We start from the raw sequence: 26,185 nt of genomic DNA, 5'->3' as shown, positions 1-26,185 counted from the left end.
ATACAATGGCAATGTAATGTTTTTTAAACATTAAAAAACTTTTCGAGTAAAACAGGAAAACAGGGGAGGATGGGACCATGAATATCCATGAGTACCAAGGTAAGGCAGTCCTTAGAAGCTATGGGGTTAGCGTTCCGAACGGGAAGGTTGCATTTACAGTAGAAGAAGCTGTAGAAGCAGCGAAAGAATTAGGAACAGATGTATGTGTAGTGAAAGCACAAATTCACGCTGGTGGACGCGGCAAAGCTGGCGGAGTAAAAGTTGCAAAAAATTTAGATGAAGTTCGTACATATGCAGAAAGCATTTTAGGAACTACACTTGTGACACATCAAACAGGTCCTGAAGGTAAGGAAGTAAAACGCTTACTTATCGAAGAAGGTTGCGATATTAAAAAAGAATATTATGTAGGTCTAGTTTTAGATCGTGCAACTTCTCAAGTTGTTTTAATGGCTTCTGAAGAAGGCGGAACAGAAATTGAAGAAGTAGCAGAAAAAACACCTGAAAAAATCTTTAAAGAATATATTGATCCAGCAGTAGGCTTACAAGGTTTCCAAGCGCGCCGAATTGCATTTAACATCAATATTCCAAAAGAGCTTGTAGGACAAGCTGTGAAGTTTATGATGGGCTTATACCGTGCGTTTATTGAAAAAGATTGCTCTATCGCTGAGATTAACCCACTTGTTACAACAGGTGAAGGTAAAGTTATGGCACTAGATGCAAAATTAAACTTTGATTCTAATGCGTTATATCGCCATCAAGACATTTTAGAGCTTCGTGATCTTGACGAAGAAGATGCAAAAGAAATTGAAGCTTCAAAATACGACTTAAACTACATTCCTTTAGATGGAAATATCGGTTGTATGGTTAATGGTGCAGGTTTAGCGATGGCTACAATGGATATCATTAAACATTACCACGGTGACCCAGCTAACTTCTTAGATGTTGGTGGCGGTGCAACTGCTGAAAAAGTTACAGAAGCATTCAAAATTATCCTTTCTGACAAAAATGTAAAAGGTATCTTCGTTAACATTTTTGGTGGCATTATGAAGTGTGATGTTATTGCAGAAGGTGTTATTGAAGCAACGAAACAGGTAGGTCTTGAGTTACCTTTAGTTGTACGTCTTGAAGGTACAAACGTAGAACTAGGTAAGAAAATTTTAAATGAGTCTGGCTTAAATATTGTTGCAGCAGAATCTATGGCAGACGGTGCACAAAAAATTGTTTCACTAGTGGGCTAATAGAAAGCGGGGGAGAAAAATGAGCGTATTAGTTAATAAAGATACAAAAGTTATTGTTCAAGGTATTACAGGTTCTCAAGGTTTATTCCATACAAAACAAATGATTGAATACGGTACGAAAATTGTCGGTGGTGTAACGCCAGGTAAAGGTGGCACTGATATTGAAGGTGTACCAGTATTTGATACTGTAGAAGATGCAGTGAAAGCAACAGGCGCAAACGCTTCAGTTGTATACGTTCCACCCGCTTTTGCGGCTGATGCAATTATGGAAGCAGTTGATGCAGAAATTGATTTAGTAGTATGTATTACTGAAGGAATTCCTGTATTAGATATGGTAAACGTAAAGAGATATATGGCTGGTAAACATACACGTTTACTTGGACCAAACTGCCCAGGTGTTATCACGCCTGATGAATGTAAAATCGGTATTATGCCAGGATACATTCATAAAAAAGGTCATGTAGGTATCGTATCGCGCTCTGGTACTTTAACGTATGAAGCTGTACACCAGTTAACACAAGAGGGTATTGGACAATCTACTGCTGTAGGTATCGGCGGGGACCCTGTTAACGGTACAGACTTTATTGATGCGTTAAAAGCATTTAATGAAGATGAAGAAACACATGCTGTAATTATGATTGGTGAAATCGGCGGTACAGCAGAAGAAGAGGCAGCTGAATGGGTAAAAGCTAATATGACAAAACCTGTTGTAGGCTTCATTGGTGGTCAAACAGCGCCTGCTGGCAAACGTATGGGCCATGCTGGTGCAATCATTTCTGGCGGTAAAGGAACTGCTGCTGAAAAGATTAAAACAATGGAAGCTTGTGGCATTAAAGTAGCTGAAACTCCAGCAGTTATGGGAGAAACGCTAATCTCTGTTTTAAAAGAAAAAGGTTTATTTGAGACTTGCAAAAACTATTAATCTGTTGAAAGACACCCTCTTACTTGAGGGTGTCTTTTTACACTTTTTCTGTTTACATAATAAAAATTATGGGTAAGGAGAATTGAGATGAAAAGAGAGCGATTATTACATCTTCATTACTTGCTAGCAGATTATTGGAAAGCGATGGAGAGGCTACTATATGTCGATCCAGAATTAAAGAACATATATACTTTTAACGAAAAACAAATGGAATACTACACTGGAATATCCTCGAAAAAATCTTCAGAACTAGTGAAATTTCTTCAAAGTTCAAATCTTCCGCAATATATATCTTATTTAGAGAAAAATCGTATTTTTTATATAACGATATGGGATGAAAATTATCCGCAATTATTACGTGAAATACAAGATCCTCCCTTCGTTTTATATGGAAAAGGAGAGAAAGATTTTCTCAATAAAGTAAATAAATTAGCAGTTGTTGGAACGAGAGAACCATCATTATATGGTCATGAGAGTTTGAAGTTTATTTTACACCCTTTATTAGAAAGAGAGTGGCTTATTGTCAGTGGGTTTGCAAAAGGGATAGATACAATGTCTCATGAGATTACAGTAAGGCATCATTGCCCGACTATTGCGATATTAGGGCACGGATTGTCGTTTATGTATCCGAAAGAAAATAGACATTTATATGAAATGTGGAAGGAATATATATTGTTATTGACAGAGTATCCTCCGCACTATGCACCGAAAAAATGGTATTTTCCAAAAAGGAACCGGATTGTTAGTGGTATAAGTAAAGGTGTTTTAGTTGTAGAAGCCAAATCGAGAAGTGGAACACTTATTACTGCAGACCTTGCGTTAGAGCAAAATAGAGAGGTGTTTGCGCTTCCTGGACCTATATTTATAGAGGGGGCATCGGGAACGAATCATCTTATTCAACAAGGAGCAAAATTAGTAAGAAATGCAGAAGATATCTTGGAGGAGATTTTAAATTAACCTTATATTTTTAAATTTTTATTAAACAATTATTGACAAATGGTAGATTGGCACTGTATGGTATATTCATTCTTGATTGACAAAAACAAGAGAAATCAATAAGATTAATGAAGACTTGAATCCACCTCTTAAGGAGGCACTAGCATGTCAGATTACCTCGTAATCGTGGAGTCGCCTTCTAAGGCGAAGACCATTGAGAAATATTTAGGGAAAAAATACAAAGTTGTCGCGTCTATGGGACATGTTCGCGATTTGCCAAAAAGTCAAATGGGGATAGAAGTAAAGAACAACTTCACCCCGAAGTATATTACCATTCGTGGTAAAGGTCCCGTCTTAAAGGATTTAAAATCAGCGGCGAAAAAAGCAAAGAAAGTTTATCTCGCGGCCGATCCAGACCGCGAAGGGGAAGCGATTGCTTGGCATTTAGCGAATACGTTAAATGTGGACGTTGAATCAGATTGTCGGGTTGTGTTTAATGAGATTACGAAAGATGCAATCAAAGAATCATTTAAACATCCTCGCGCAATTAATATGGATTTAGTAGATGCACAACAAGCAAGACGCATACTTGATCGTCTTGTTGGTTACAATATTAGTCCTTTATTATGGAAGAAAGTAAAAAAAGGATTAAGTGCAGGGCGTGTACAATCTGTAGCAGTTCGTTTAATCATCGAACGTGAAAAGGAAATTCAAAGCTTTGAACCTGAAGAATTCTGGACAATTAAAACAGAATTTGTAAAAGGAAAAGACACATTTGAAGCAAGTTTTTACGGTGTAGATGGTGAAAAAGTTCAATTAACGAATGAAACGCAAGTGAATGAAATAATTGAACAGATGAAAGACAATGCGTTTTCAGTTGAAAATGTAACGCGCAAAGAGCGAAAACGTAATCCTGCATTACCGTTTACAACATCTTCCTTGCAACAAGAAGCAGCACGTAAGTTAAATATGCGAGCAAAGAAAACGATGATGCTTGCACAGCAATTGTATGAAGGGATAGATCTTGGAAAACAAGGAACTGTAGGTCTTATTACGTATATGAGAACTGATTCAACACGTATCTCAGAAACAGCTCAAACAGAGGCACGTACTTACATCACTGAAGCGTATGGTACGGAATACATAGGAACAGAAAAGAAGAAAGAATCGAAAAAGTCAAATGCACAAGATGCACATGAGGCAATTCGTCCTACTTCGGTAATGAGAAAGCCAGAGGAACTGAAAAGTTTCTTAAGTCGTGATCAACTTCGATTATATAAATTGATTTGGGAGCGATTTGTTGCAAGTCAAATGGCGTCTGCTATAATGGATACTGTGACAGCGAGACTCATTAATAACAATGTTCAGTTCCGTGCAAGTGGATCGGTTGTAAAGTTCCCAGGATTTATGAAAGTGTATGTAGAGTCGAAAGATGATGGTGCGGAAGAAAAGGATAAGATGTTGCCGCCTTTAGAAGTAGGGGAAACTGTATTTTCAAAGGATTTAGAACCGAAGCAACATTTTACACAACCTCCTCCGCGCTATACAGAGGCCCGTCTAGTAAGAACACTTGAAGAACTTGGAATTGGAAGACCGTCGACTTATGTACCTACACTTGAAACGATTCAAAAACGTGGATATGTAGGTTTGGATAATAAACGCTTCGTTCCGACTGAACTTGGTGAAATAGTAATTGAACTTATTTTAGAGTTTTTCCCAGAAATTATTAACATTGAATTTACTGCCAATATGGAGCAAAGCCTTGATGAAGTAGAAGAAGGAAATGCCAATTGGGTGAAAATTGTTGATGATTTCTACGTAGGATTTGAACCGCGCTTAGAAAAAGCGGAAAAAGAAATGCGTGAAGTGGAAATTAAAGATGAGCCAGCTGGGGAAGACTGTGAATTATGCGGACATCCAATGGTCTTTAAAATGGGTAAATACGGGAAGTTTATGGCTTGTTCGAATTTCCCTGATTGTCGTAATACAAAAGCGATTGTGAAAGAAATCGGTGTAACTTGTCCGAAATGTGAAGAAGGACAAATTATTGAGCGTCGCAGTAACAAAAAGAAACGTCTTTTCTATGGATGCGGTACGTATCCAGAGTGTGACTTTGTATCTTGGGATAAGCCAATTGGTCGTAAATGTCCGAAGTGTGAAGGCATGCTTGTAGAGAAAAAGTTAAAAAAAGGCGTGCAAGTACAATGTATTTCGTGCGATTATGAAGAAGAACAACAAATGTGAGCGTAACTGCTCACATTTTTTTCGGGAAGAAAAGGAAAGGTGATATAAATGACAACACAAGTAGTAAACGTCATTGGCGCAGGTCTTGCAGGAAGTGAAGCAGCTTACCAAATTGCAAAACGTGGTGTCCAAGTTAGATTATATGAAATGAGGCCGGTAAGGCAAACACCAGCTCATCACACAGATAAATTTGCTGAATTAGTATGTAGTAACTCACTTCGTGCAAACACTTTAACAAATGCAGTTGGAGTTATTAAAGAGGAAATGCGTTTAATGGATTCTGTAATTATTCGTGCGGCAGACGAGTGCTCTGTACCAGCTGGAGGTGCTTTAGCTGTAGACCGTCATGAGTTCGCAGCTAAAGTAACAGAATACGTAAAAAACCATCCGAATGTAACTGTAGTGAACGAAGAGCTTACTGAAATTCCAGAAGGACCAACAATTATTGCAACAGGTCCACTTACATCTCCTGATCTTGCTGCACAATTAAAAGAACTAACAGGTGAAGATTATTTCTATTTCTACGATGCGGCAGCACCAATCGTAGAAAAAGACAGCATTGACATGAATAAAGTATATTTAAAATCGCGTTATGACAAAGGTGAAGCTGCATATTTAAATTGCCCAATGACAGAAGAAGAGTTTGACCGTTTTTATGAGGCTTTAATTGCTGCTGAGACAGTGCCTTTAAAAGAGTTTGAAAAAGAAATTTTCTTTGAAGGTTGTATGCCAGTAGAAGTTATGGCAAGTAGAGGGAGACAGACGCTAGTATTTGGACCTATGAAACCTGTTGGATTGGAAGATCCAAAAACAGGAAAAACGCCATATGCTGTTGTTCAGTTGCGTCAAGATGATGCAGCGGGAACTTTATACAATATCGTAGGTTTCCAAACGCATTTAAAATGGGGACCACAAAAAGAAGTGCTACAGTTAATTCCGGGACTGGAAAATGCAGAGATTGTACGTTATGGTGTAATGCATCGTAATACGTTTATTAATTCACCTAATTTGCTTCGTCCAACATATCAATATAAACAACGTGATGATTTATTCTTCGCTGGTCAAATGACTGGAGTAGAGGGATATGTTGAATCAGCAGCATCAGGATTATTAGCGGGAATTAATGCTGCACGTCTTGTGCAAGGTGAAGAGCCAGTTGTATTACCGTCAGTAACTGCAATGGGTAGCATGGCAAATTACATTACGGCAACGAATGCTAAAAACTTCCAACCGATGAATGCGAACTTCGGTCTATTTGCACCGTTAGAGAAAAAGATCAAAAAGAAAGCGGAACGAAATGAAGCATACGCAACACGCGCTTTAGAAACAATTCAAAATTTTGTAAATATTTAGTTAAATTTCTTGCAAAGGCTACTAAGTTGTGATACGATTTAGTAGCCTTTATTGAGGTGAGTTGTGTGAATGTGAAGAAATTGTTACAATTATTCGTTGGATATTTACAAATTGAAAGAAATTATTCAAAATATACAATTGCAAGTTATCAAAATGATTTAGAACATTTTGTGCAATTTATGGAGCGAGAAGGCATATCCTCTTTTTTAGACGTTACATACGCGGATGTTCGTTTGTACTTAACGACGTTGCACGATGAAAAGTTAGCCCGTAAATCTGTCGCAAGAAAAGTATCAAGCTTACGAAGTTTATATCGTTTTTTGATGCGTGAAGGTTATCGAAAAGATAATCCGTTTGCACTTGCGTCACTCCCCAAAAAAGAATTGTCAATCCCAAAGTTTTTATATGCTGAAGAGTTAGAGGAATTATTTGAAGTTTCTGACACGGGAACACCATTAGGTCAAAGGAATCAAGCTTTATTAGAATTGATGTATGCGACTGGAATCCGTGTGAGTGAATGTGTCAATTTACAACTTACCGATATTGACTTTGCGGTGGGAACAATTTTAGTAATGGGAAAAGGAAAAAAACAAAGGTATATTCCGTTCGGAAGCTATGCGCAAGATTCTTTAATTACTTATATAGAGAATGGGAGAAAACAGTTAGTTAATAAGACTGACGAAGACTCTCGTATGGTATTTTTAAATGCGAAAGGTACACCGCTAACAAGTCGTGGAGTACGTTATGTTTTAAATGAACTCATTAAAAAGGCGTCACTGACAATGCGGATAAGTCCCCATATGTTAAGGCATACATTTGCTACACACATGTTAGATGAAGGGGCGGATTTACGTACTGTACAGGAGCTATTAGGTCATGAGAATTTGTCGACTACACAAATTTATACGCATGTCTCTAAAGAAAGATTGCGTTCTGTTTACATGAAGCATCACCCGCGGGCATAAATTGCTTTAAAAGCTATAAAAACAAATAAAGGAGTTTTTTCTATGGGGAATTTCCACGCTACAACGATATTTGCAGTTCATCATAATGGAGAATGTGCAATGGCTGGAGATGGTCAGGTGACAATGGGAAATGCTGTTGTAATGAAACATACAGCTCGTAAAGTTCGCAGACTTTTCCAAGGTAAAGTTTTAGCTGGTTTTGCAGGTTCAGTTGCTGATGCATTTACTCTTTTTGAAATGTTTGAAGGAAAATTAGAAGAGTATAATGGCAACTTGCAGCGTGCTGCTGTTGAAATGGCAAAACAATGGCGTGGCGATAAAATGTTACGTCAACTAGAAGCGATGCTCATTGTCATGGATAAAACAACTATGCTTCTTGTTTCAGGTACAGGAGAAGTGATTGAACCGGATGATGGTATTTTAGCAATTGGATCTGGTGGAAATTATGCGCTTTCTGCAGGTCGTGCTTTAAAGCAATATGCAAGTGAACACTTAACAGCGAAACAAATTGCGAAAGCGAGTTTAGAGATTGCTGGTGATATTTGTGTTTATACGAATCACAACATAATTGTTGAAGAATTGTAGAATCGTAAGGGAGGCATTTTATATGCATTTACATTTTACTCCGCGCCAAATTGTGGAAAAATTAGATCAATATATCATCGGTCAAAAAGACGCAAAGAAAGCGGTTGCTGTAGCGTTGAGAAATCGATACCGTCGCAGTAAATTAGCTGAAAATTTACGTGATGAAATAGCACCTAAAAACATTTTGATGATTGGACCGACAGGTGTTGGGAAAACAGAGGTAGCACGACGAATGGCGAAACTCGTTGGAGCACCTTTTATTAAGGTTGAGGCTACAAAATTCACAGAAGTTGGATATGTGGGTAGAGATGTAGAGTCGATGGTACGTGACCTTGTGGAAACATCGGTTCGTATCGTAAAAGAAGAAATGGTAGTGAAAGTTCAAGATAAAGCAGAAGAGCAAGCGAATCAACGTCTTGTTGAAATTTTAGTACCGAGTCCGGAGAAGCAATCTGGATTTAAAAATCCATTAGAGATGCTTTTTGGGGGCGCTCAAAATTCGAGTCAAACGTCTGATACACAAGAAGATGGTGAAATCGAAAAGAAACGTCAAGATGTGGAGAGAAAGCTTGCTGCAGGGCTTCTCGAAGAAGAGATTGTATCGATTGAAGTGACTGAGCAACAGTCGTCAATGTTTGATATGTTACAAGGAACTGGCATGGAGCAAATGGGAATGAATTTCCAAGATGCGTTAGGGAGTTTTATGCCGAAAAAAACAAAAAAACGTAAACTTTCTGTAAAAGAAGCAAGAAAACTCTTGACAAATGAAGAGGCACAGCGCTTAATTGATATGGATGAAGTTACACAAGAGGCTGTTTATCGTGCTGAACAGCTCGGGATTATTTTTATTGATGAAATTGACAAAATTGCTGGTAAGCAGTCGAATAGCGTAGATGTATCACGTGAAGGTGTGCAACGTGACATTTTGCCAATTGTAGAAGGGTCGAATGTTGCGACAAAATACGGATCAGTAAAAACGGATTATATTTTATTCGTTGCAGCTGGAGCGTTCCATATGTCTAAACCGTCGGATTTAATTCCGGAATTGCAAGGGAGATTTCCGATTCGAGTAGAATTAACAAAATTATCGACAGACGATTTTGTTAAAATATTAATCGAGCCTGACAATGCGTTAATTAAACAATATATGGCATTATTAGCGACCGAAGGTATAGAAATTGAATTTTCAGACGAAGCTATTCGTAAGATTGCTGAGATTGCTTATCAAGTTAATCAGGATACAGATAATATTGGAGCAAGAAGACTTCATACGATTATGGAGAAGCTCCTTGAAGATTTATCGTTTGAAGCATCTGAAATTACGTTAGAGAAAATAACGATAACCCCTCAATACGTTGAGGAGAAATTAGCAACAATTGCTAAAAATAAAGATGTGAGCCAGTTTATTTTGTAATAGTGTCATCAGGTGACTCGCCCTAGTTTCCAAGTGATGAAAAAATATGTGAGTAACATGTAGGAGGAACTTTTGAAATGGAATTATTAGCAAAAACAAGAAAATTAAATGCGTTATTACAGAGCGCAGCAGGGAAGCCTGTAAACTTTAGAGAAATGTCTGACACAATGTGTGAAGTAATCGAAGCAAACGTATTCGTAGTTAGTCGTCGTGGTAAATTACTAGGTTATGCAATTCACCAACAAATCGAAAACGAACGCATGAAGCAAATGCTTGCAGAACGTCAATTCCCAGAAGAATATACACAAAGCTTATTCAACATTACAGAAACATCTTCAAACTTAGATGTGAACAGTGCTTACACAGCATTCCCGGTAGAAAACAGAGAATTATTTGGTCAAGGTTTAACTACAATCGTACCAATCGTTGGTGGTGGTGAGCGTCTAGGTACTTTAGTATTAGCTCGTCTTGGTCAAGAGTTCTTAGATGACGATTTAATCCTTGCTGAGTACAGCTCAACTGTTGTAGGCATGGAAATCTTACGTGAAAAAGCAGAAGAAATCGAAGAGGAAGCACGTAGTAAAGCTGTTGTTCAAATGGCGATCAGCTCATTATCTTACAGTGAGTTAGAAGCAATTGAGCATATCTTCGAAGAATTAAATGGAACAGAAGGTTTACTTGTTGCAAGTAAAATTGCTGATCGTGTAGGAATTACTCGTTCTGTAATCGTAAATGCACTACGTAAATTAGAAAGTGCTGGTGTAATTGAGTCTCGCTCTTTAGGTATGAAAGGAACATACATTAAAGTGCTAAACGACAAGTTTCTACAGGAACTTGCTAAATTAAAAACAAACTAATTTATAAAAAACTCTCCTCGATCGAGGAGAGTTTTTTTGTGCAATGGATTGATGGCGCTTGTGAAAAGTGCCATAAGCGTGTTTTCTGGGAAAACTATTAATTGTGTTTTACTTTTTTGCTTAAAAGAAATGAAGGTTGGTAATACTAGAATTCGAGTATGAACAAAGAAAGTTTTACATTGTTCGCATTTTCGACTTGATTGTAATATTTCAGTATGATATAGTAAGCAGTGGTGTCAGTACAAAGTACACACGTTTACTGATTTAAGTGTTGGTGCTACGTTTGTAGTTTCGCTTAGAGATGAAGTAAACGGAGGATATCAAAAACCATTTAGGAGGAACTATATTATGTCAGTAATTTCTATGAAGCAATTGCTTGAAGCTGGTGTTCATTTCGGACATCAAACTCGTCGTTGGAACCCAAAAATGAAGCGTTACATTTTCACAGAGCGTAACGGTATCTACATCATCGACTTACAAAAAACTGTGAAAAAAGTTGAGGAAGCTTACAGAACGATGCGCGACATCGCTGCTGAAGGTGGAGACATCTTATTCGTAGGTACTAAAAAACAAGCACAAGAAGCTATTAAAGAAGAAGCAACTCGTGCTGGTATGTACTTCGTTAACCAACGTTGGTTAGGCGGAACTTTAACAAACTTCCAAACAATCCAAAAGCGTATCAAGCGTCTTAAAGACATCGAAAGAATGCAAGAAGATGGTACTTTCGAAGTACTTCCTAAGAAAGAAGTTGTTCAACTTAAAAAAGAGTTAGAGCGTCTTGAGAAATTCTTAGGCGGTATTAAAGATATGAAAGGTCTTCCAAGTGCATTATTCGTAGTAGACCCTCGTAAAGAGCGTATTGCAGTTGCTGAAGCACGCAAATTACACATTCCAATCATCGGTATCGTTGATACAAACTGTGATCCAGACGAAATCGATCACGTTATCCCAGCAAACGATGATGCAATTCGTGCTGTAAAACTTCTTACATCTAAAATGGCAGACGCGATCCTTGAAGCAAAACAAGGTGAAGAAACTGTTACTGCGTAACAAAGTTGGAAAGGTGATAAGGGGTTCGGCCTTTTATCACCTTTTTTAAGGTATAAACACCTTTATAAAAGGTATAAATACATATTTTAGGAGGATGAAAAATATGGCAATCACTGCTCAAATGGTAAAAGAATTACGTGAAAAAACTGGCGCAGGTATGATGGACTGCAAAAAAGCTTTAACAGAAACTAACGGCGACATGGAGAAGGCAATTGACTTCTTACGCGAAAAAGGTATTGCGAAAGCTGCTAAAAAAGCAGACCGCATTGCTGCTGAAGGTTTAACTTTCATCGAAACAAACGGTAACGACGCTTTAATCTTAGAATTAAACTCTGAAACTGATTTCGTTGCGAAAAACGAAGGTTTCCAAGCACTAATTAAAGAATTAGCTGCTCACTTATTAACTAACAAACCAGCTAACGTTGAAGAAGCTATGGCTCAAACAATGGAAAACGGTAAAAACGTTGAAGAGCACATCAACGAAGCAATCGCTAAAATTGGTGAAAAACTTACACTTCGTCGTTTCGAAATCGTATCAAAAACTGATGCAGATGCATTCGGCGCTTACCTACACATGGGTGGACGCATTGGTGTATTAACAGTTCTTGAAGGTTCTACTGATGAAGCTGCTGCTAAAGATGTTGCAATGCACATCGCTGCAGTTAACCCTAAATACATCGACCGCGATGCTGTAACAGCTGAAGAAGTTGAGCATGAGCGTCAAGTATTAACACAACAAGCATTAAACGAAGGCAAGCCTGAAAAAATCGTTGCAAAAATGGTTGAAGGCCGTCTAGGCAAATTCTTCGAAGAGATTTGCTTACTTGACCAAGCATTCGTTAAAAACCCTGATATGAAAGTTCGTCAGTTCGTTGAGTCTAAAGGCGGAACATTAAAAGGATTCGTTCGCTACGCTGTTGGTGAAGGTATCGAAAAACGCGAAGACAACTTTGCTGAAGAAGTAATGAACCAAGTAAAAGGTAGTAACTAATACAGATTAGGGAACACATTGTGTTCCCTTTTTTAAAATAAAGATGTAAGCAATTGGAGGTTCATTATGAGTAAACCGAAATATAATCGTGTCGTTTTAAAGCTAAGTGGAGAAGCTTTAGCTGGAGAGCAAGGATTTGGAATTAATCCAACTGTTATTAAGTCAGTTGCAGAACAAGTAAAAGAAATTGCAGAACTTGATGTAGAGGTTGCTGTTGTTGTTGGTGGCGGTAACATTTGGCGTGGGAAAATTGGAAGTGAGATGGGCATGGATCGTGCAGGAGCAGATTACATGGGCATGTTAGCTACAGTTATGAATTCATTAGCTCTTCAAGATAGCTTGGAGAATATTGGAATCCAAACTCGTGTACAAACTTCAATTGAGATGCGTCAAGTGGCAGAGCCTTACATTCGCCGTAAAGCAGTTCGTCACTTAGAGAAAAAACGTGTTGTTATCTTTGCAGCAGGTACAGGTAATCCATACTTCTCTACAGATACAACAGCAGCATTACGTGCAGCGGAAATCGAAGCAGACGTTATTTTAATGGCAAAAAATAATGTGGATGGCGTATATAGCGCAGATCCATCTATTGACCCAACAGCTACGAAATACGAAACGCTTACTTACTTAGATGTATTAAAAGAAGGTTTAGGTGTAATGGATTCTACAGCTTCTTCTCTATGTATGGATAATGATATTCCATTAATTGTATTCTCAGTTATGGAAAAAGGTAATATTAAACGTGCCGTTTTAGGCGAAAATATTGGAACAGTTGTAAGGGGGAAATAAATATGGGACAACAAGTATTGAAGTCTTCAAATGAAAAAATGGAAAAAGCAGTTGCTGCTTATTCTCGTGAATTAGCAACAGTTCGCGCTGGTCGTGCAAGCTCGTCTGTATTAGATAAGGTACAAGTTGATTACTATGGTGCACCAACACCAGTTGTGCAATTAGCGAACATTACAGTTCCAGAAGCACGTTTACTTGTAATTCAACCTTATGATAAAACTTCTATCGGTGATATCGAAAAAGCAATTTTAAAAGCAGATTTAGGCTTAAACCCTTCTAATGATGGAACTGTAATTCGTATTGCATTCCCTGCATTAACAGAAGAGCGTCGTCGTGATCTTGTTAAAGTTGTGAAAAAATATGCTGAAGAAGCAAAAGTAGCTGTTCGTAACGTACGTCGTGACGGAAATGATGATCTTAAGAAGCTTGAAAAAGCTGGCGAGATTACAGAAGATGATTTAAGAGGATATACTGAAGATATCCAAAAAGAAACAGATAAATATATTGCAAAAGTTGACGAAATCGCAAAAAACAAAGAAAAAGAAATCATGGAAGTGTAATAGCGATAACTTCGCAAATATGACCCTCTTCTTAAGGGGGTCTTTTTACACTTTTAGGCATACGTCTGCTTGTTGGAGGGTATGAATGATGTTTAAAAACTTTCCTTTTTTTAAAGGTAAAAAGGACACATCGTTTGATCATCTCGTTGAAGAAGTGAAAAAAGGATATATCCCAGAACATATTGCCATCATTATGGATGGGAATGGAAGATGGGCAAAGAGGAGAGCAATGCCTCGTATTGCGGGACATCATGAAGGTATGCAAGTTGTAAAGAAAATTACAAAATTTGCAAGTAAACTTAATGTGAAAGTGTTAACTCTTTATGCTTTTTCAACTGAGAACTGGAAAAGACCGAAAAAGGAAGTTGATTATTTAATGAAGCTTCCAGAAGAATTTCTAGGTACATTTTTACCAGAATTGATTGAAGAAAACGTACAAGTCCGAGTAATAGGGCAAAAAGATCGTCTTCCTACGCATACACGCAGAGCGATGGAGAAAGCCATGGAAGATACGAAAGAGAATACGGGATTAATTCTTAATTTCGCGTTAAACTATGGAAGTCGAGATGAAATCGTTTCTGCTGTGCAACATATGATGAAAGATAATGAGGAAGGAAAAATTCGTTCTGAAGAGGTAAGTGAAGAAATGCTTTCCTCCTACTTAATGACGAGTTCTTTACCCGATCCAGAGTTGTTAATCCGAACAAGCGGAGAGCTACGTATTAGTAATTTCATGTTATGGCAAATTGCATATTCGGAGTTTTGGTTTACAGATGTGTATTGGCCAGACTTCAAAGAAGAACATTTGCTAAATGCGATTACTGACTTTCAACATAGAGGGCGCAGATTCGGAGGCGTGTAGAAAGAGAGGGTTTGGTAGTGAAACAGAGAATTATTACTGGAGTGGTTGCTGCCGCGCTATTCATTCCCATCGTAATATACGGTGGCGTGCCTTTTACGGTTTTAGTGTATGCACTTGCTTCTATAGGTTTATATGAATTAATTCGTATGAATAAGCTTACGCTTATTTCAGTACCGACAGTTTTAGCTGCAGTATTATTGTGGATTCTTTTAATTCCAAGTAGTGCATCAGAACTGTTTACATGGATTGGATTAGGTAAATTGGAAATCACATTTGTGATTGTTTTATTACTTTTATCATATACAGTCCTTTCTAAGAATACATTTACTTTTGATAATGCTTCATTTTTACTAATGGCAACGACATATGTGGCAATGGGATTCTTATATTTAAATGAAACGAGAATATTAGGAATTAAATATGTGTTTTGTGCATTATTTGTTATATGGGCTACTGATTCAGGCGCATATTTCGTAGGAAAAGCATTGGGCAAGAGAAAATTGTGGCCAGAAATTAGTCCAAATAAAACGATTGAAGGTTCATTAGGCGGCATCGTTTGTGGAATTATTGTGGCACTTGTTTACAACGTGTTCTTCCCAGTCGAATCGAATGTAGTAATTTTAATTGTGCTGACAATTATCATTTCTATTTTTGGACAAATTGGTGATTTAGTACAATCTGCTTTTAAACGTCATTATGGCGTAAAGGATTCAGGTACAATTTTACCTGGGCATGGCGGTATATTAGATCGAACAGATAGTTGGTTATTCGTTTTACCAATTCTCTACTTCTTATTACAATACAATTAATAAATGAACGAGGGGTTGGAGTCATGAAAAACATTAGTTTATTAGGTGCAAGCGGATCAATTGGTACACAAACTTTAGATGTATTACGCTCGCACCCAGACCAATTCCGTCTCGTTGCTTTTTCTGTAGGGAAAAATATTGACTACGCAGTAAAGGTAATTCAAGAATTTTCTCCGCAAATCGTCTCTGTGCAAAGAGAGGAAGATGTTTTAAAATTACAAGCTGTTTCTGGTAATACAAAAATTGTATATGGTAGTGAAGGACTTTTAGAAGTAGCATTACATCCAGATGCGGAGATTGTAGTAAATGCTGTTGTAGGTAGCGTAGGGTTGTTACCGACACTTCGTGCGATTGAGGCGAAAAAAACAATTGGAATTGCAAATAAAGAAACGTTAGTAACTGCAGGACATCTTGTAATGGAAGCAGCGCGAAAACATAATGTTTCGTTACTTCCAGTAGATAGTGAACATTCGGCTATTTTTCAATGCTTGAATGGTGAAAATGAAAAAAGAATTTCTCGTCTTATTATAACGGCTTCTGGTGGAAGTTTCCGTGATAAAACGAGAGATGAATTGCATCATGTGACCGTAGAAGATGCGCTTCGACATCCAAACTGGTCAATGGGTTCGAAAATTACAATTGATTCTGCTACAATGATGAATAAGGGACTAGAAGTAATTGAAGCACATTGGCTTTTTGGTATCCCTTATGAGCAAATCGATGTTGTTTTACATAAAGAAAGTATTATCCATTCTATGGTTGAATTTGAAGATCGTAGTGTAATGGCGCAGCTTGGTTCACCTGATATGCGAGTACCAATTCAATACGCACTTACATATCCTGATAGATTGCCTCTTTCAGACACAAAACAGTTAAACTTATGGGAAATAGGGACGTTGCATTTTGAGAAAATGGACCAAGAACGATTCCGTTGTTTACGTTTTGCGTATGAAGCTGGAAAAGCAGGTGGAAGTATGCCAGCTGTAATGAACGCAGCGAATGAAGTAGCTGTTGAAGCTTTTTTACAAAAGAGAATTGGTTTCTTAACAGTGGAAGACCTCATTGAAAAAGCAATGAACCATCACAATGTCATTGCACGTCCGAGCTTAGAGGAAATTCTGGAAATTGATGCAGCCACAAGACGGTTTGTGATGGAACAAATTTAGCAAAGGTGGTTATGGAATTGAATACAGCGATTGCCTTTATATTAATTTTCGGTGCACTCGTATTTTTCCATGAGCTAGGGCATCTATACTTCGCGAAAAGAGCAGGCATTTTATGCCGCGAGTTTGCGATTGGTTTTGGTCCGAAAATATTCTCATTTGAAAAGAATGAAACGGTGTATACGATTCGATTACTGCCTCTGGGTGGCTATGTAAGAATGGCTGGCGAGGATGCAGACACAGTTGAGTTAAAGCCAGGGAAAAAGGTTGGCCTTGTGCTAAATGAAAAAGACGAAGCTGTGAAATTAGTTTTTGATGGATATGAAAAATATCCAAATGTTCGTGTTATTGAAGTCGAACAAGCTGATTTAGAGCATAATCTAACGATTTCAGGCTATGAAGAGTATGAGGAAGAGCTTCAAACATTCCGAGTGAATGAAAAGGCTCGCATCATTACTGCTGGAGAAGAAATTCAAATTGCTCCATATAACAGGCAATTTGGCTCTAAAAAATTGGGTCAACGCGCTTTAACAATCTTTGCGGGTCCTGCAATGAACTTCATTTTAGCATTTGTTATTTTTGTGATTCTTGGATTTGTACAAGGGGTTCCTATTGACAAACCAATGGTCGGAAAAGTGATGGATAATAGTGCAGCACAGCAAGCTGGCCTGAAAGAGAATGATACAATTCAAGCGATTGATGGGAAAAACACAAGTACATGGAAAGATGTTGTTACTATTGTACGTGAAAACCCGAATAAAGAAATTACGTTACAAGTAAAGCGTGATAATGAACAGTTTAATGTGAAAGTAACGCCAACACTTGATAAAGAAGGAAAAGACGAAGTTGGTAGAATTGGTGTTTATTCTCCTGTAGAGAAAACAGTAATGGGTTCTATTAAATCAGGATTTGAACAAACGTACCAATGGACGAAACTAATTTTTGAATCTCTTGTGAAATTAGTAACTGGTCAATTTTCTATTAATGAGTTGTCAGGTCCAGTAGGAATTTATAATCTAACAGATCAAGTTGTAGATTATGGATTTACGCGTGTACTAAGTTTAGCGGCAGTTCTAAGCATTAATCTTGGTTTATTTAATTTATTACCAGTTCCTGCTTTAGATGGTGGCCGTTTATTCTTCTTCTTAATTGAAGCGTTACGAGGGAAACCAATTGACCGTCAAAAAGAAGGAATGGTTCATTTTATTGGTTTTGCATTATTAATGTTATTAATGTTAGTTGTAACATGGAATGACATTCGTAAGTTTTTCTTGTAAAATAGAATGAAACTAATAATGAAATAGAGCTCGTAGAATAAAATCCCTCACCTAATTCGAGGTGAGGGGTTTTACTGCGTGTAAGAGTAAAATGAAGAGGTGCAAATAAATGAAACAAAGTATGGTATTCAGTCCTACATTACGTGAAGTTCCAGCTGATGCTGAAATTAAGAGTCATCAATTATTACTTCGTGCAGGTTTTATGCGTCAAAATGCTTCTGGTATTTATAGTTTTCTACCATTTGGATTAAAAGTATTACACAAAGTAGAACGTATCGTTCGAGAAGAAATGGAGCGTGCAGGAGCTGTAGAATTATTAATGCCAGCTATGCAAGCTGCAGAATTATGGCAAGAATCAGGTCGTTGGTATTCATACGGATCTGAATTAATGCGTATGAAAGATCGTAACGCTCGTGAATTCGCATTAGGAGCGACACATGAGGAAGTAATTACGGATCTTGTGCGTGATGAAGTGAAATCATATAAAAAATTACCGTTAACATTATACCAAATTCAAACAAAATTCCGTGATGAGCAAAGACCTCGTTTCGGTTTATTACGTGGAAGAGAGTTTCTAATGAAAGATGCATACTCTTTCCATGCTACACAAGAGAGCTTAGATGAAGTATACGATCGCTTATATAAAGCATACTCTAACATTTTTGCTCGTTGTGGCTTGAATTTCCGTGCAGTTATTGCTGATTCTGGAGCAATGGGCGGAAAAGATACACATGAATTTATGGTATTATCTGATGTTGGTGAAGATACAATTGCATACTCTGACACATCTGATTATGCAGCAAACATCGAAATGGCTCCTGTTGTAGATACGTATACGAAGAGTGACGAAGCAGAAAAAGCTCTTGAAAAAGTAGCAACACCAGACCAAAAAGCAATTGAAGAAGTATCTGCATTCTTAAACATTGCAGCTGACAAGTGCATTAAGTCTATGGTATTTAAAGTAGATGAGAAATTAGTAGTTGTACTTGTTCGTGGTGATCACGAAGTAAACGATGTGAAAGTGAAAAATGTATACGGCGCTTCAGTTGTTGAGCTTGCTTCTCATGAAGAAGTAAAAGAATTATTAAATTGTGAAATTGGTTCATTAGGGCCGATTGGTGTAACAGGTGATATTGAAATTATTGCTGATCACGCTGTAGCATCAATTGTTAACGGATGTTCAGGAGCGAACGAAGAAGGATTCCATTATGTAAATGTAAATCCAAAACGTGACTTTAAAGTAAGTCAATATACAGATTTACGCTTCATTCAAGAAGGAGACCAATCTCCAGATGGAAACGGAACAATTCTTTTCGCACGCGGAATTGAAGTTGGTCATGTATTCAAATTAGGAACTCGTTATAGTGAAGCAATGAACGCGACATTCCTAGATGAAAACGGAAAAACACAACCACTTATTATGGGTTGTTACGGTATCGGTGTATCTCGTACAGTGGCAGCAATTGCAGAGCAGTTTAACGATGAGAACGGCTTAGTTTGGCCAAAAGCTGTAGCACCATTCCATGTGCATGTAATTCCAGTAAATATGAAATCTGATGCACAACGTGAAATGGGTGAAAATATCTACAACTCATTACAAGAACAAGGATATGAAGTGTTATTAGACGATCGTGCAGAACGTGCAGGTGTTAAGTTTGCAGATGCAGATTTATTCGGTCTTCCAGTTCGCGTTACAGTTGGTAAAAAAGCAGACGAAGGTATTGTAGAAGTGAAAGTACGTGCTACAGGTGAGTCTGAAGAAGTAAAAGTAGAAGAACTTCAAACATATATTACAAATATTTTAAAATAAGAAGAGGTACCTCGTAATGGGGTACCTTCTCTTTCTTTGTAAACGTATTTTGTAAAAGAAGAAGGAAGAAATCTTTCTTTGTAGTACGTTTCAATTTATAATAGCAAATGGAAGGAGAGTGCTTATGTCTTTAACAAATGAACAACAAGAGCGATTTCAAATTTTGCTCCAGCAGTTGCAAATACCAGACGACCTTATAAATCAATATTTACAAGGCGGTGGTATTGAAAGGCTCGTTATTGATAAAGCGAATAAAAGTTGGCATTTTGATTTACAAGTGCCACGTATTTTGCCTACAGAATTATATGAATTGCTAGAAACAAAGCTTAAGCAATCATTTTCTCATATTGCAAGAACAACATTTGCATTAGAAACAGAGAATAAACAATTTACAGAAGAAGAAGTAAGGGCGTATTGGCCACTTTGTACGGAACGAATTACATTTTCACCCATGTTCGCGTACTTAAAGAAGCAACTTCCGCAGGTGAATGGAGTGAAGTTGTTGATAAATGTAAATAACGAGTTGGAGTCTACTGCTTTAAAGAAAAACGTTGCGAAACCAGTGGGGGATCAATACGAAGTTTTTGGATTCCCGCGTTTTCAGTTAGACACACATATACAGCAAAATGCAGAAGAAATGCAAAAGTTTCGTGAGCAAACTCAGCAAGAAGACCGCGAGCGTGTTATACAAGCTATGGAAGAAATGGCGAAGAAGCAAGCTGAAGAAAGTAGCGTTGTGCATGAAGGACCGATTACACTCGGGTATCTTATTAAGCCGGATGAAGAGATTACACCGATGCGAGAAATTCAAGATGAAGAAAGAAGAAAAACGGTTCAAGGATATGTCTTCCATGTAGAAACAAAAGAGCTTCGTAGTGGGCGTACGTTATTAACTTTAAAAATAACGGATTATACGGATTCTATTATGATCAAAATGTTCTCGCGTGACAAAGAAGATATTCCAATGCTGCAATCCTTGAAAAAAGGAATGTGGGTGAAAGCGCGTGGTTCTGTTCAAAACGATACATTCGTTCGAGATTTAGTAATGATTGCAAATGATATTAATGAAATAACAGGGCCGTCTCGTAAAGATAAAGCGCCAGAAGGCGAAAAGCGTGTAGAACTTCATCTTCACACTCCGATGAGCCAAATGGATGCTGTTACTCCTGTTTCTAGGCTTGTTGCCCAAGCTGGTAAATGGGGACATGAAGCTATTGCGGTTACAGACCATGCTGTGGCTCAGTCGTTCCCGGAGGCATATTCTGCGGGGAAAAAAGCTGGAGTTAAAGTTATATACGGTGTAGAAGCGAATTTAGTTAATGATGGTGTACCGATAGCGTATAACGAGGCGCATCGTTTACTTGCGGAGGAAACGTATGTTGTTTTCGATGTTGAGACGACAGGTTTATCAGCTGTATACGACACAGTCATTGAGTTGGCTGCCGTAAAAGTAAAGGGTGGCGAAATCATTGATCGCTTTGAATCTTTCGCAAATCCACATCAACCATTATCAGCGACGATTATTGAATTAACAGGTATTACAGATGATATGTTAACTGATGCACCAGAAGTGGACGAAGTGTTTAAAAAGTTTGAGGAATGGATGGGTGACCATACACTTGTTGCCCATAATGCAAGCTTTGATATGGGCTTTATTAACGTAGGTTTTAAAAAGGCTGGGTTAGAAAAAACGAATAACCCCGTTATTGATACGTTAGAACTTGCACGATTCTTATTCCCAGAAATGAAAAATCATCGATTAAATACGATGTGTAAAAAACTTGATATTGAATTAACGCAACATCACCGTGCGATTTATGATACAGAAGCGACGGGATATTTACTTGTGAAAATGTTGAAAGATGTAATTGAAAAGGGATTTGAATATCACGATCAATTAAATGATAGCATGGGACAAGGGGATGCGTATAAGCGTGGCCGTCCAAGTCATATGACGTTACTTGCCACATCAGATGTTGGGTTGAAAAATTTATATAAACTTGTTTCATATTCTCACCTTAATTACTTTTACCGTGTACCACGAGTACCGAGGTCACTATTAAAAAAATACCGTGAAGGAATTTTAGTAGGAACGGCTTGTGATAAAGGTGAAGTATTTGAGGCAATGATGCAAAAAGCTCCTGAAGAGGTAGAAGAAATTGCACAGTTCTATGATTACATTGAAGTAATGCCTCCAGAGGTGTTGCGTCATTTAGTAGAGCGTGAACTCGTTCGAGATGAAGGACAATTAAAAACAATTATCTCTAACTTAGTAAAACTAGGTGAGACGTTAGATAAACCAGTTGTCGCTACAGGGAACGTGCATTACTTAGATCCAGAAGATGCAATGTATCGTAAAATTTTAGTTAGTTCACAGGGCGGGGCAAATCCGTTAAATCGACATTCATTACCGCCAGTACATTTCCGTACAACTGATGAAATGCTAGAGTGTTTTTCATTTTTAGGTGAGGACAAAGCGAAAGAAGTTGTTGTAACGAATACACAAAAAGTTGCGTCATTAATTGGTGATGTTCGTCCGGTAAAAGATGATCTATATACACCGAAAATTGAGGGTGCCGATGATGAAACACGTGATATGAGTTATAAAATGGCACGCAGTATATACGGTGAAGAACTACCAGAAATTGTAGAGGCTCGCTTAGAAAAAGAATTGAAAAGTATTATTGGACATGGATTTGCCGTTATTTATTTAATCTCACATAAGCTTGTGAAAAAATCGTTAGTCGACGGATATCTAGTAGGTTCGCGTGGTTCAGTAGGTTCATCGTTCGTTGCAACGATGATGGAAATTACAGAAGTAAACCCATTACCACCACACTATGTCTGTCCAAAATGCAAGCAATCTGAATTCTTTAATGATGGTTCGGTAGGCTCTGGTTTCGACTTACCAGATAAAGATTGTCCGACATGTAATGTGGCATATGTAAAAGATGGACATGATATCCCATTCGAAACGTTCCTTGGATTCAAAGGAGATAAGGTACCTGATATCGATTTGAACTTCTCCGGGGAATACCAACCACGTGCCCATAACTATACGAAAGTACTGTTCGGTGAAGATTATGTATACCGTGCTGGAACGATTGGTACAGTTGCGGAAAAAACAGCTTATGGATATGTAAAAGGTTATGCAAATGATCACAATTTAACAATTCGGAATGCAGAGATTGACCGCTTAGTAGCGGGATGTACAGGGGTAAAACGTACAACTGGACAGCATCCAGGTGGTATTATCGTTGTGCCAGATTACATGGATATCTTTGATTTCTCCCCAATACAGTTTCCTGCTGATTCAATTGGTGCTGAGTGGAGAACAACGCATTTTGACTTCCACTCGATTCATGATAATTTATTGAAACTTGATATACTAGGACACGATGATCCGACCGTTATTCGTATGTTACAAGATTTAAGTGGTATTGATCCGAAAACAATCCCAACGGATGATCCAGAGGTAATGAAAATTTTCTCTGGTCCAGAAACGTTAGGGGTAACGGAAGAACAAATTAACTGTAAAACAGGTACACTTGGTATCCCAGAATTCGGTACGAAATTCGTAAGACAGATGTTAGAAGAGACAAAACCAACGACATTCTCAGAATTGGTCCAAATTTCTGGGCTGTCACATGGTACTGACGTATGGCTGGGTAATGCAAATGAGTTAATTTATAACGGTACATGTACGCTGAGTGAAGTTATCGGTTGTCGTGATGACATCATGGTATATTTAATCTATCAAGGTTTAGATCCATCATTAGCCTTCAAAATCATGGAGTCGGTTCGTAAAGGTAAAGGTGTACCGGAAGAATGGGAAGATGACATGAAAGGTAATAATGTACCAGGTTGGTATATTGATTCATGTAAGAAGATTAAATATATGTTCCCTAAAGCCCATGCGGCTGCTTACGTACTTATGGCTGTGCGTATCGCATACTTTAAAGTACATTTTGCACTTTTATTCTATGCGGCATATTTTACAGTCCGTGCAGATGATTTTGATGTAGAGGCGATGGCGAAAGGTTCAGCATCTATACGTGCAAGAATTGATGAAATTGCTCAAAAGGGACTCGATGCTGCGCCGAAAGAGAAGAGTTTATTAACGGTACTAGAAATGACACTTGAAATGTGTGAGCGTGGATACTCATTCCAAAAGGTTGATTTATACCGTTCGCATGCAACGGAATTTATTATTGATGGGGACTCATTAATCCCTCCGTTTAATGCAGTGCCTGGTCTTGGTACGAACGCAGCCTTAAGTATTGTGGAAGCGCGCAAAAATGGAGACTTCTTATCAAAAGAAGACTTACAGCAACGAAGTAAGGTTTCGAAAACAATTATTGAGTATTTAGATAGCCAAGGTTGTTTAGGAGATTTGCCGGATCAAAACCAATTATCACTGTTCTAATAGGTAGGAAAAGTCTTTGCAAATCAATATTTGCTATGGTATACTATAAACCGAGATAACCATGTCATGTATATTTTGTGAAAAAGAGAGTGGGGAAACCCACTCTTTCGTGTTACTATCTACATTTTATTCATGTAGATAGTAAAGACATTTCTGTCGTATATACATATTTTGTTACAAGTTTTACTTCTTAAATTTGGTAATACTAAGACAGATATTCCCTGCTTAACGGCAGGGGCTTTTGTTAGCTAACGAGAAAGAATAAGATAGACCGTCTTTATGAACGGGATCTTTTCTTGTAAATGGTACATGGCGGCAGGAAGGAGGCTGTTTATGGATAAGAAAGTCACAGAAGTTGTAGAAGCATTTGCGCAGCCAATCGTTGAAGAGTTAAATCTTGAACTTGTAGATGTAGAGTATGTGAAAGAAGGACAAGACTGGTTCTTACGCGTATTCATCGATTCTGAAAAGGGAGTCGACATTGAAGAATGCGGTGCGGTAAGTGAACGTTTAAGCGAAGCTTTAGATAAAGAGGATCCAATTCCTCACCTTTACTTTTTGGATGTATCATCTCCTGGAGCAGAACGCCCATTAAAGAAAGAGAAAGACTTCCAGCAAGCGGTAGGAAAACAAGTGGCAATAAAAACATATGAGCCGATTGATGGCGAAAAGATGTTTGAAGGAAAGTTACTTTCCTACGACGGTACTACAATTACACTACTATTAACAATTAAAACACGTAAAAAAGAAATCCAAATTCCAATGGATAAAGTTGCAAATGCGCGACTTGCTGTTACGTTTTAGTAAGAAGGGGGATCTTCATGAGCACTGAGTTGTTAGATGCTTTGCTCGTATTAGAGTCAGAAAAAGGTATTAGTAAAGATATTATTATTGATGCGATTGAAGCAGCGTTAATCTCTGCTTATAAACGCAATTTTAACCAAGCACAAAACGTTCGTGTGAGCTTTAACCCAGAAGTGGGAACAATTCAAGTTTTAGCACGTAAGGACGTTGTTGATAATGTGTTTGATCCACGTCTTGAAATCTCTGTAGAAGAGGCAAGACAAATTAATCCAAACTACCAAGATGGCGACGTACTAGAAATTGAAGTAACGCCAAAAGATTTTGGTCGTATTGCAGCGCAAACTGCAAAACAAGTTGTAACACAACGAGTTCGTGAAGCAGAACGTGGTGTTATTTACTCAGAATTTAGTGATCGTGAAGAAGACATTATGGTTGGTATTGTACAACGCCAAGATGCTCGTTTCATCTACGTAAGCTTAGGTAAAGTAGAAGCTTTATTACCTGTAAGTGAGCAAATGCCAAATGAGCAATATAAGCCACATGATCGTATTCGCGTATTTATTACAAAAGTAGAAAAGACAACAAAAGGACCACAAATTTACGTATCACGTACACATCCTGGTCTTTTAAAACGTTTATTCGAAATGGAAGTTCCAGAAATTTATGATGGAACTGTAGAAATTCGCTCTGTAGCGCGCGAAGCAGGAGATCGTTCTAAAATCTCTGTGCATGCAGAAAACATTGATGTTGATCCAGTTGGTTCTTGCGTAGGACCGAAAGGACAACGTGTACAACGTGTTGTAGATGAACTAAAAGGTGAAAAGATTGACATCGTTCGCTGGTCAAATGATCCAGTTGAATATGTTGCAAATGCTTTAAGCCCATCACAAGTTGTTAAAGTACTTGTAGATGAAGATGAAAAAGCAACAACTGTTGTTGTTCCAGACCACCAGCTATCATTAGCTATCGGTAAGCGTGGACAAAATGCGCGTCTTGCAGCTAAATTAACAGGCTGGAAAATTGATATTAAAAGTGAGTCTGATGCGAAACAACTTGGAATTGTAACAGAAGAAGATAGCGTAATCGCATTCGGATTCGATTCAGTTGAAGACGAAATCGAATAGAGGTGA

General features: G+C 37.9%; 21 protein-coding genes. All 21 read left to right on the top strand.

Going from position 1 to position 26,185, the window contains the following annotated elements:
• Positions 1–77 precede the first annotated feature (77 nt).
• The 21 genes from sucC to nusA all read left to right on the top strand — a co-directional run bounded on the left by sucC (position 78) and on the right by nusA (position 26,179).
• Positions 78–1,238: an ADP-forming succinate--CoA ligase subunit beta gene (sucC, locus tag ACS2FK_RS00760; protein WP_063548477.1), complete on the top strand. Its 1,161-nt coding sequence runs from the start codon at positions 78–80 to the stop codon at positions 1,236–1,238.
• A gap of 19 nt (positions 1,239–1,257) precedes the next feature.
• Positions 1,258–2,160 (top strand): succinate--CoA ligase subunit alpha, encoded by a 903-nt coding sequence (sucD, locus tag ACS2FK_RS00755; protein ID WP_000115178.1) that lies wholly within the window; start codon positions 1,258–1,260, stop codon positions 2,158–2,160.
• 87 nt (positions 2,161–2,247) lie between these two features.
• Complete coding sequence (dprA, locus tag ACS2FK_RS00750; protein ID WP_000818046.1) at positions 2,248–3,117, top strand: DNA-processing protein DprA; 870 nt, start codon at positions 2,248–2,250, stop codon at positions 3,115–3,117.
• A gap of 144 nt (positions 3,118–3,261) precedes the next feature.
• Positions 3,262–5,340, top strand: coding sequence for a type I DNA topoisomerase (gene topA / locus ACS2FK_RS00745; RefSeq protein ID WP_001286955.1), 2,079 nt, complete (start codon positions 3,262–3,264; stop codon positions 5,338–5,340).
• 48 nt (positions 5,341–5,388) lie between these two features.
• A complete protein-coding gene (gene trmFO / locus ACS2FK_RS00740) occupies positions 5,389–6,693 on the top strand; it encodes an FADH(2)-oxidizing methylenetetrahydrofolate--tRNA-(uracil(54)-C(5))-methyltransferase TrmFO (protein ID WP_000213006.1) in 1,305 nt (434 codons plus the stop codon).
• A 65-nt stretch (positions 6,694–6,758) separates the two neighbouring features.
• Positions 6,759–7,658 carry a tyrosine recombinase XerC gene (gene xerC, locus ACS2FK_RS00735; protein ID WP_001101245.1) on the top strand — a complete coding sequence of 300 codons (900 nt, stop codon included), beginning with the start codon at positions 6,759–6,761 and terminating at the stop codon, positions 7,656–7,658.
• Positions 7,659–7,700: 42 nt separating this feature from the next.
• Positions 7,701–8,243, top strand: coding sequence for an ATP-dependent protease proteolytic subunit HslV (hslV, locus tag ACS2FK_RS00730; protein WP_000526274.1), 543 nt, complete (start codon positions 7,701–7,703; stop codon positions 8,241–8,243).
• A 22-nt stretch (positions 8,244–8,265) separates the two neighbouring features.
• Positions 8,266–9,657, top strand: coding sequence for an ATP-dependent protease ATPase subunit HslU (gene hslU / locus ACS2FK_RS00725; protein WP_000550085.1), 1,392 nt, complete (start codon positions 8,266–8,268; stop codon positions 9,655–9,657).
• Between the two features lie 77 nt (positions 9,658–9,734).
• Positions 9,735–10,514 carry a GTP-sensing pleiotropic transcriptional regulator CodY gene (gene codY / locus ACS2FK_RS00720; RefSeq protein ID WP_000421290.1) on the top strand — a complete coding sequence of 260 codons (780 nt, stop codon included), beginning with the start codon at positions 9,735–9,737 and terminating at the stop codon, positions 10,512–10,514.
• 348 nt (positions 10,515–10,862) lie between these two features.
• Positions 10,863–11,564, top strand: coding sequence for a 30S ribosomal protein S2 (gene rpsB, locus ACS2FK_RS00715; RefSeq protein WP_000111485.1), 702 nt, complete (start codon positions 10,863–10,865; stop codon positions 11,562–11,564).
• 103 nt (positions 11,565–11,667) lie between these two features.
• On the top strand, positions 11,668–12,555 hold the full coding sequence (gene tsf / locus ACS2FK_RS00710) for a translation elongation factor Ts (protein ID WP_001018577.1): 888 nt from the start codon (positions 11,668–11,670) through the stop codon (positions 12,553–12,555).
• A gap of 66 nt (positions 12,556–12,621) precedes the next feature.
• Entirely contained in the window at positions 12,622–13,344 is a 723-nt protein-coding gene (gene pyrH / locus ACS2FK_RS00705) for a UMP kinase (protein WP_000042669.1), read from the top strand.
• Positions 13,345–13,346: 2 nt separating this feature from the next.
• Positions 13,347–13,904: a ribosome recycling factor gene (frr, locus tag ACS2FK_RS00700; protein WP_000531505.1), complete on the top strand. Its 558-nt coding sequence runs from the start codon at positions 13,347–13,349 to the stop codon at positions 13,902–13,904.
• A gap of 85 nt (positions 13,905–13,989) precedes the next feature.
• Positions 13,990–14,766 (top strand): isoprenyl transferase, encoded by a 777-nt coding sequence (gene uppS, locus ACS2FK_RS00695; protein ID WP_000971296.1) that lies wholly within the window; start codon positions 13,990–13,992, stop codon positions 14,764–14,766.
• A gap of 17 nt (positions 14,767–14,783) precedes the next feature.
• On the top strand, positions 14,784–15,575 hold the full coding sequence (cdsA, locus tag ACS2FK_RS00690) for a phosphatidate cytidylyltransferase (protein WP_000813592.1): 792 nt from the start codon (positions 14,784–14,786) through the stop codon (positions 15,573–15,575).
• A 23-nt stretch (positions 15,576–15,598) separates the two neighbouring features.
• Positions 15,599–16,741, top strand: coding sequence for a 1-deoxy-D-xylulose-5-phosphate reductoisomerase (gene dxr, locus ACS2FK_RS00685; protein ID WP_000790358.1), 1,143 nt, complete (start codon positions 15,599–15,601; stop codon positions 16,739–16,741).
• Positions 16,742–16,758: 17 nt separating this feature from the next.
• Positions 16,759–18,015 carry an RIP metalloprotease RseP gene (rseP, locus tag ACS2FK_RS00680; protein WP_001090233.1) on the top strand — a complete coding sequence of 419 codons (1,257 nt, stop codon included), beginning with the start codon at positions 16,759–16,761 and terminating at the stop codon, positions 18,013–18,015.
• 109 nt (positions 18,016–18,124) lie between these two features.
• Positions 18,125–19,825, top strand: coding sequence for a proline--tRNA ligase (locus ACS2FK_RS00675; protein WP_063548475.1), 1,701 nt, complete (start codon positions 18,125–18,127; stop codon positions 19,823–19,825).
• A gap of 124 nt (positions 19,826–19,949) precedes the next feature.
• Positions 19,950–24,251, top strand: coding sequence for a PolC-type DNA polymerase III (locus tag ACS2FK_RS00670; RefSeq protein ID WP_000060002.1), 4,302 nt, complete (start codon positions 19,950–19,952; stop codon positions 24,249–24,251).
• Positions 24,252–24,584: 333 nt separating this feature from the next.
• Positions 24,585–25,055 (top strand): ribosome maturation factor RimP, encoded by a 471-nt coding sequence (rimP, locus tag ACS2FK_RS00665; RefSeq protein ID WP_000359095.1) that lies wholly within the window; start codon positions 24,585–24,587, stop codon positions 25,053–25,055.
• A gap of 17 nt (positions 25,056–25,072) precedes the next feature.
• On the top strand, positions 25,073–26,179 hold the full coding sequence (gene nusA / locus ACS2FK_RS00660; protein WP_000102598.1) for a transcription termination factor NusA: 1,107 nt from the start codon (positions 25,073–25,075) through the stop codon (positions 26,177–26,179).
• The last annotated feature ends 6 nt before the right edge of the window (positions 26,180–26,185 follow it).

It is taken from the genome of Bacillus cereus group sp. BceL220 (assembly GCF_051776965.1).
In the GTDB taxonomy this organism is placed as follows: domain Bacteria; phylum Bacillota; class Bacilli; order Bacillales; family Bacillaceae_G; genus Bacillus_A; species Bacillus_A cereus.
This window is presented reverse-complemented; position numbering and strand designations above follow the sequence as displayed.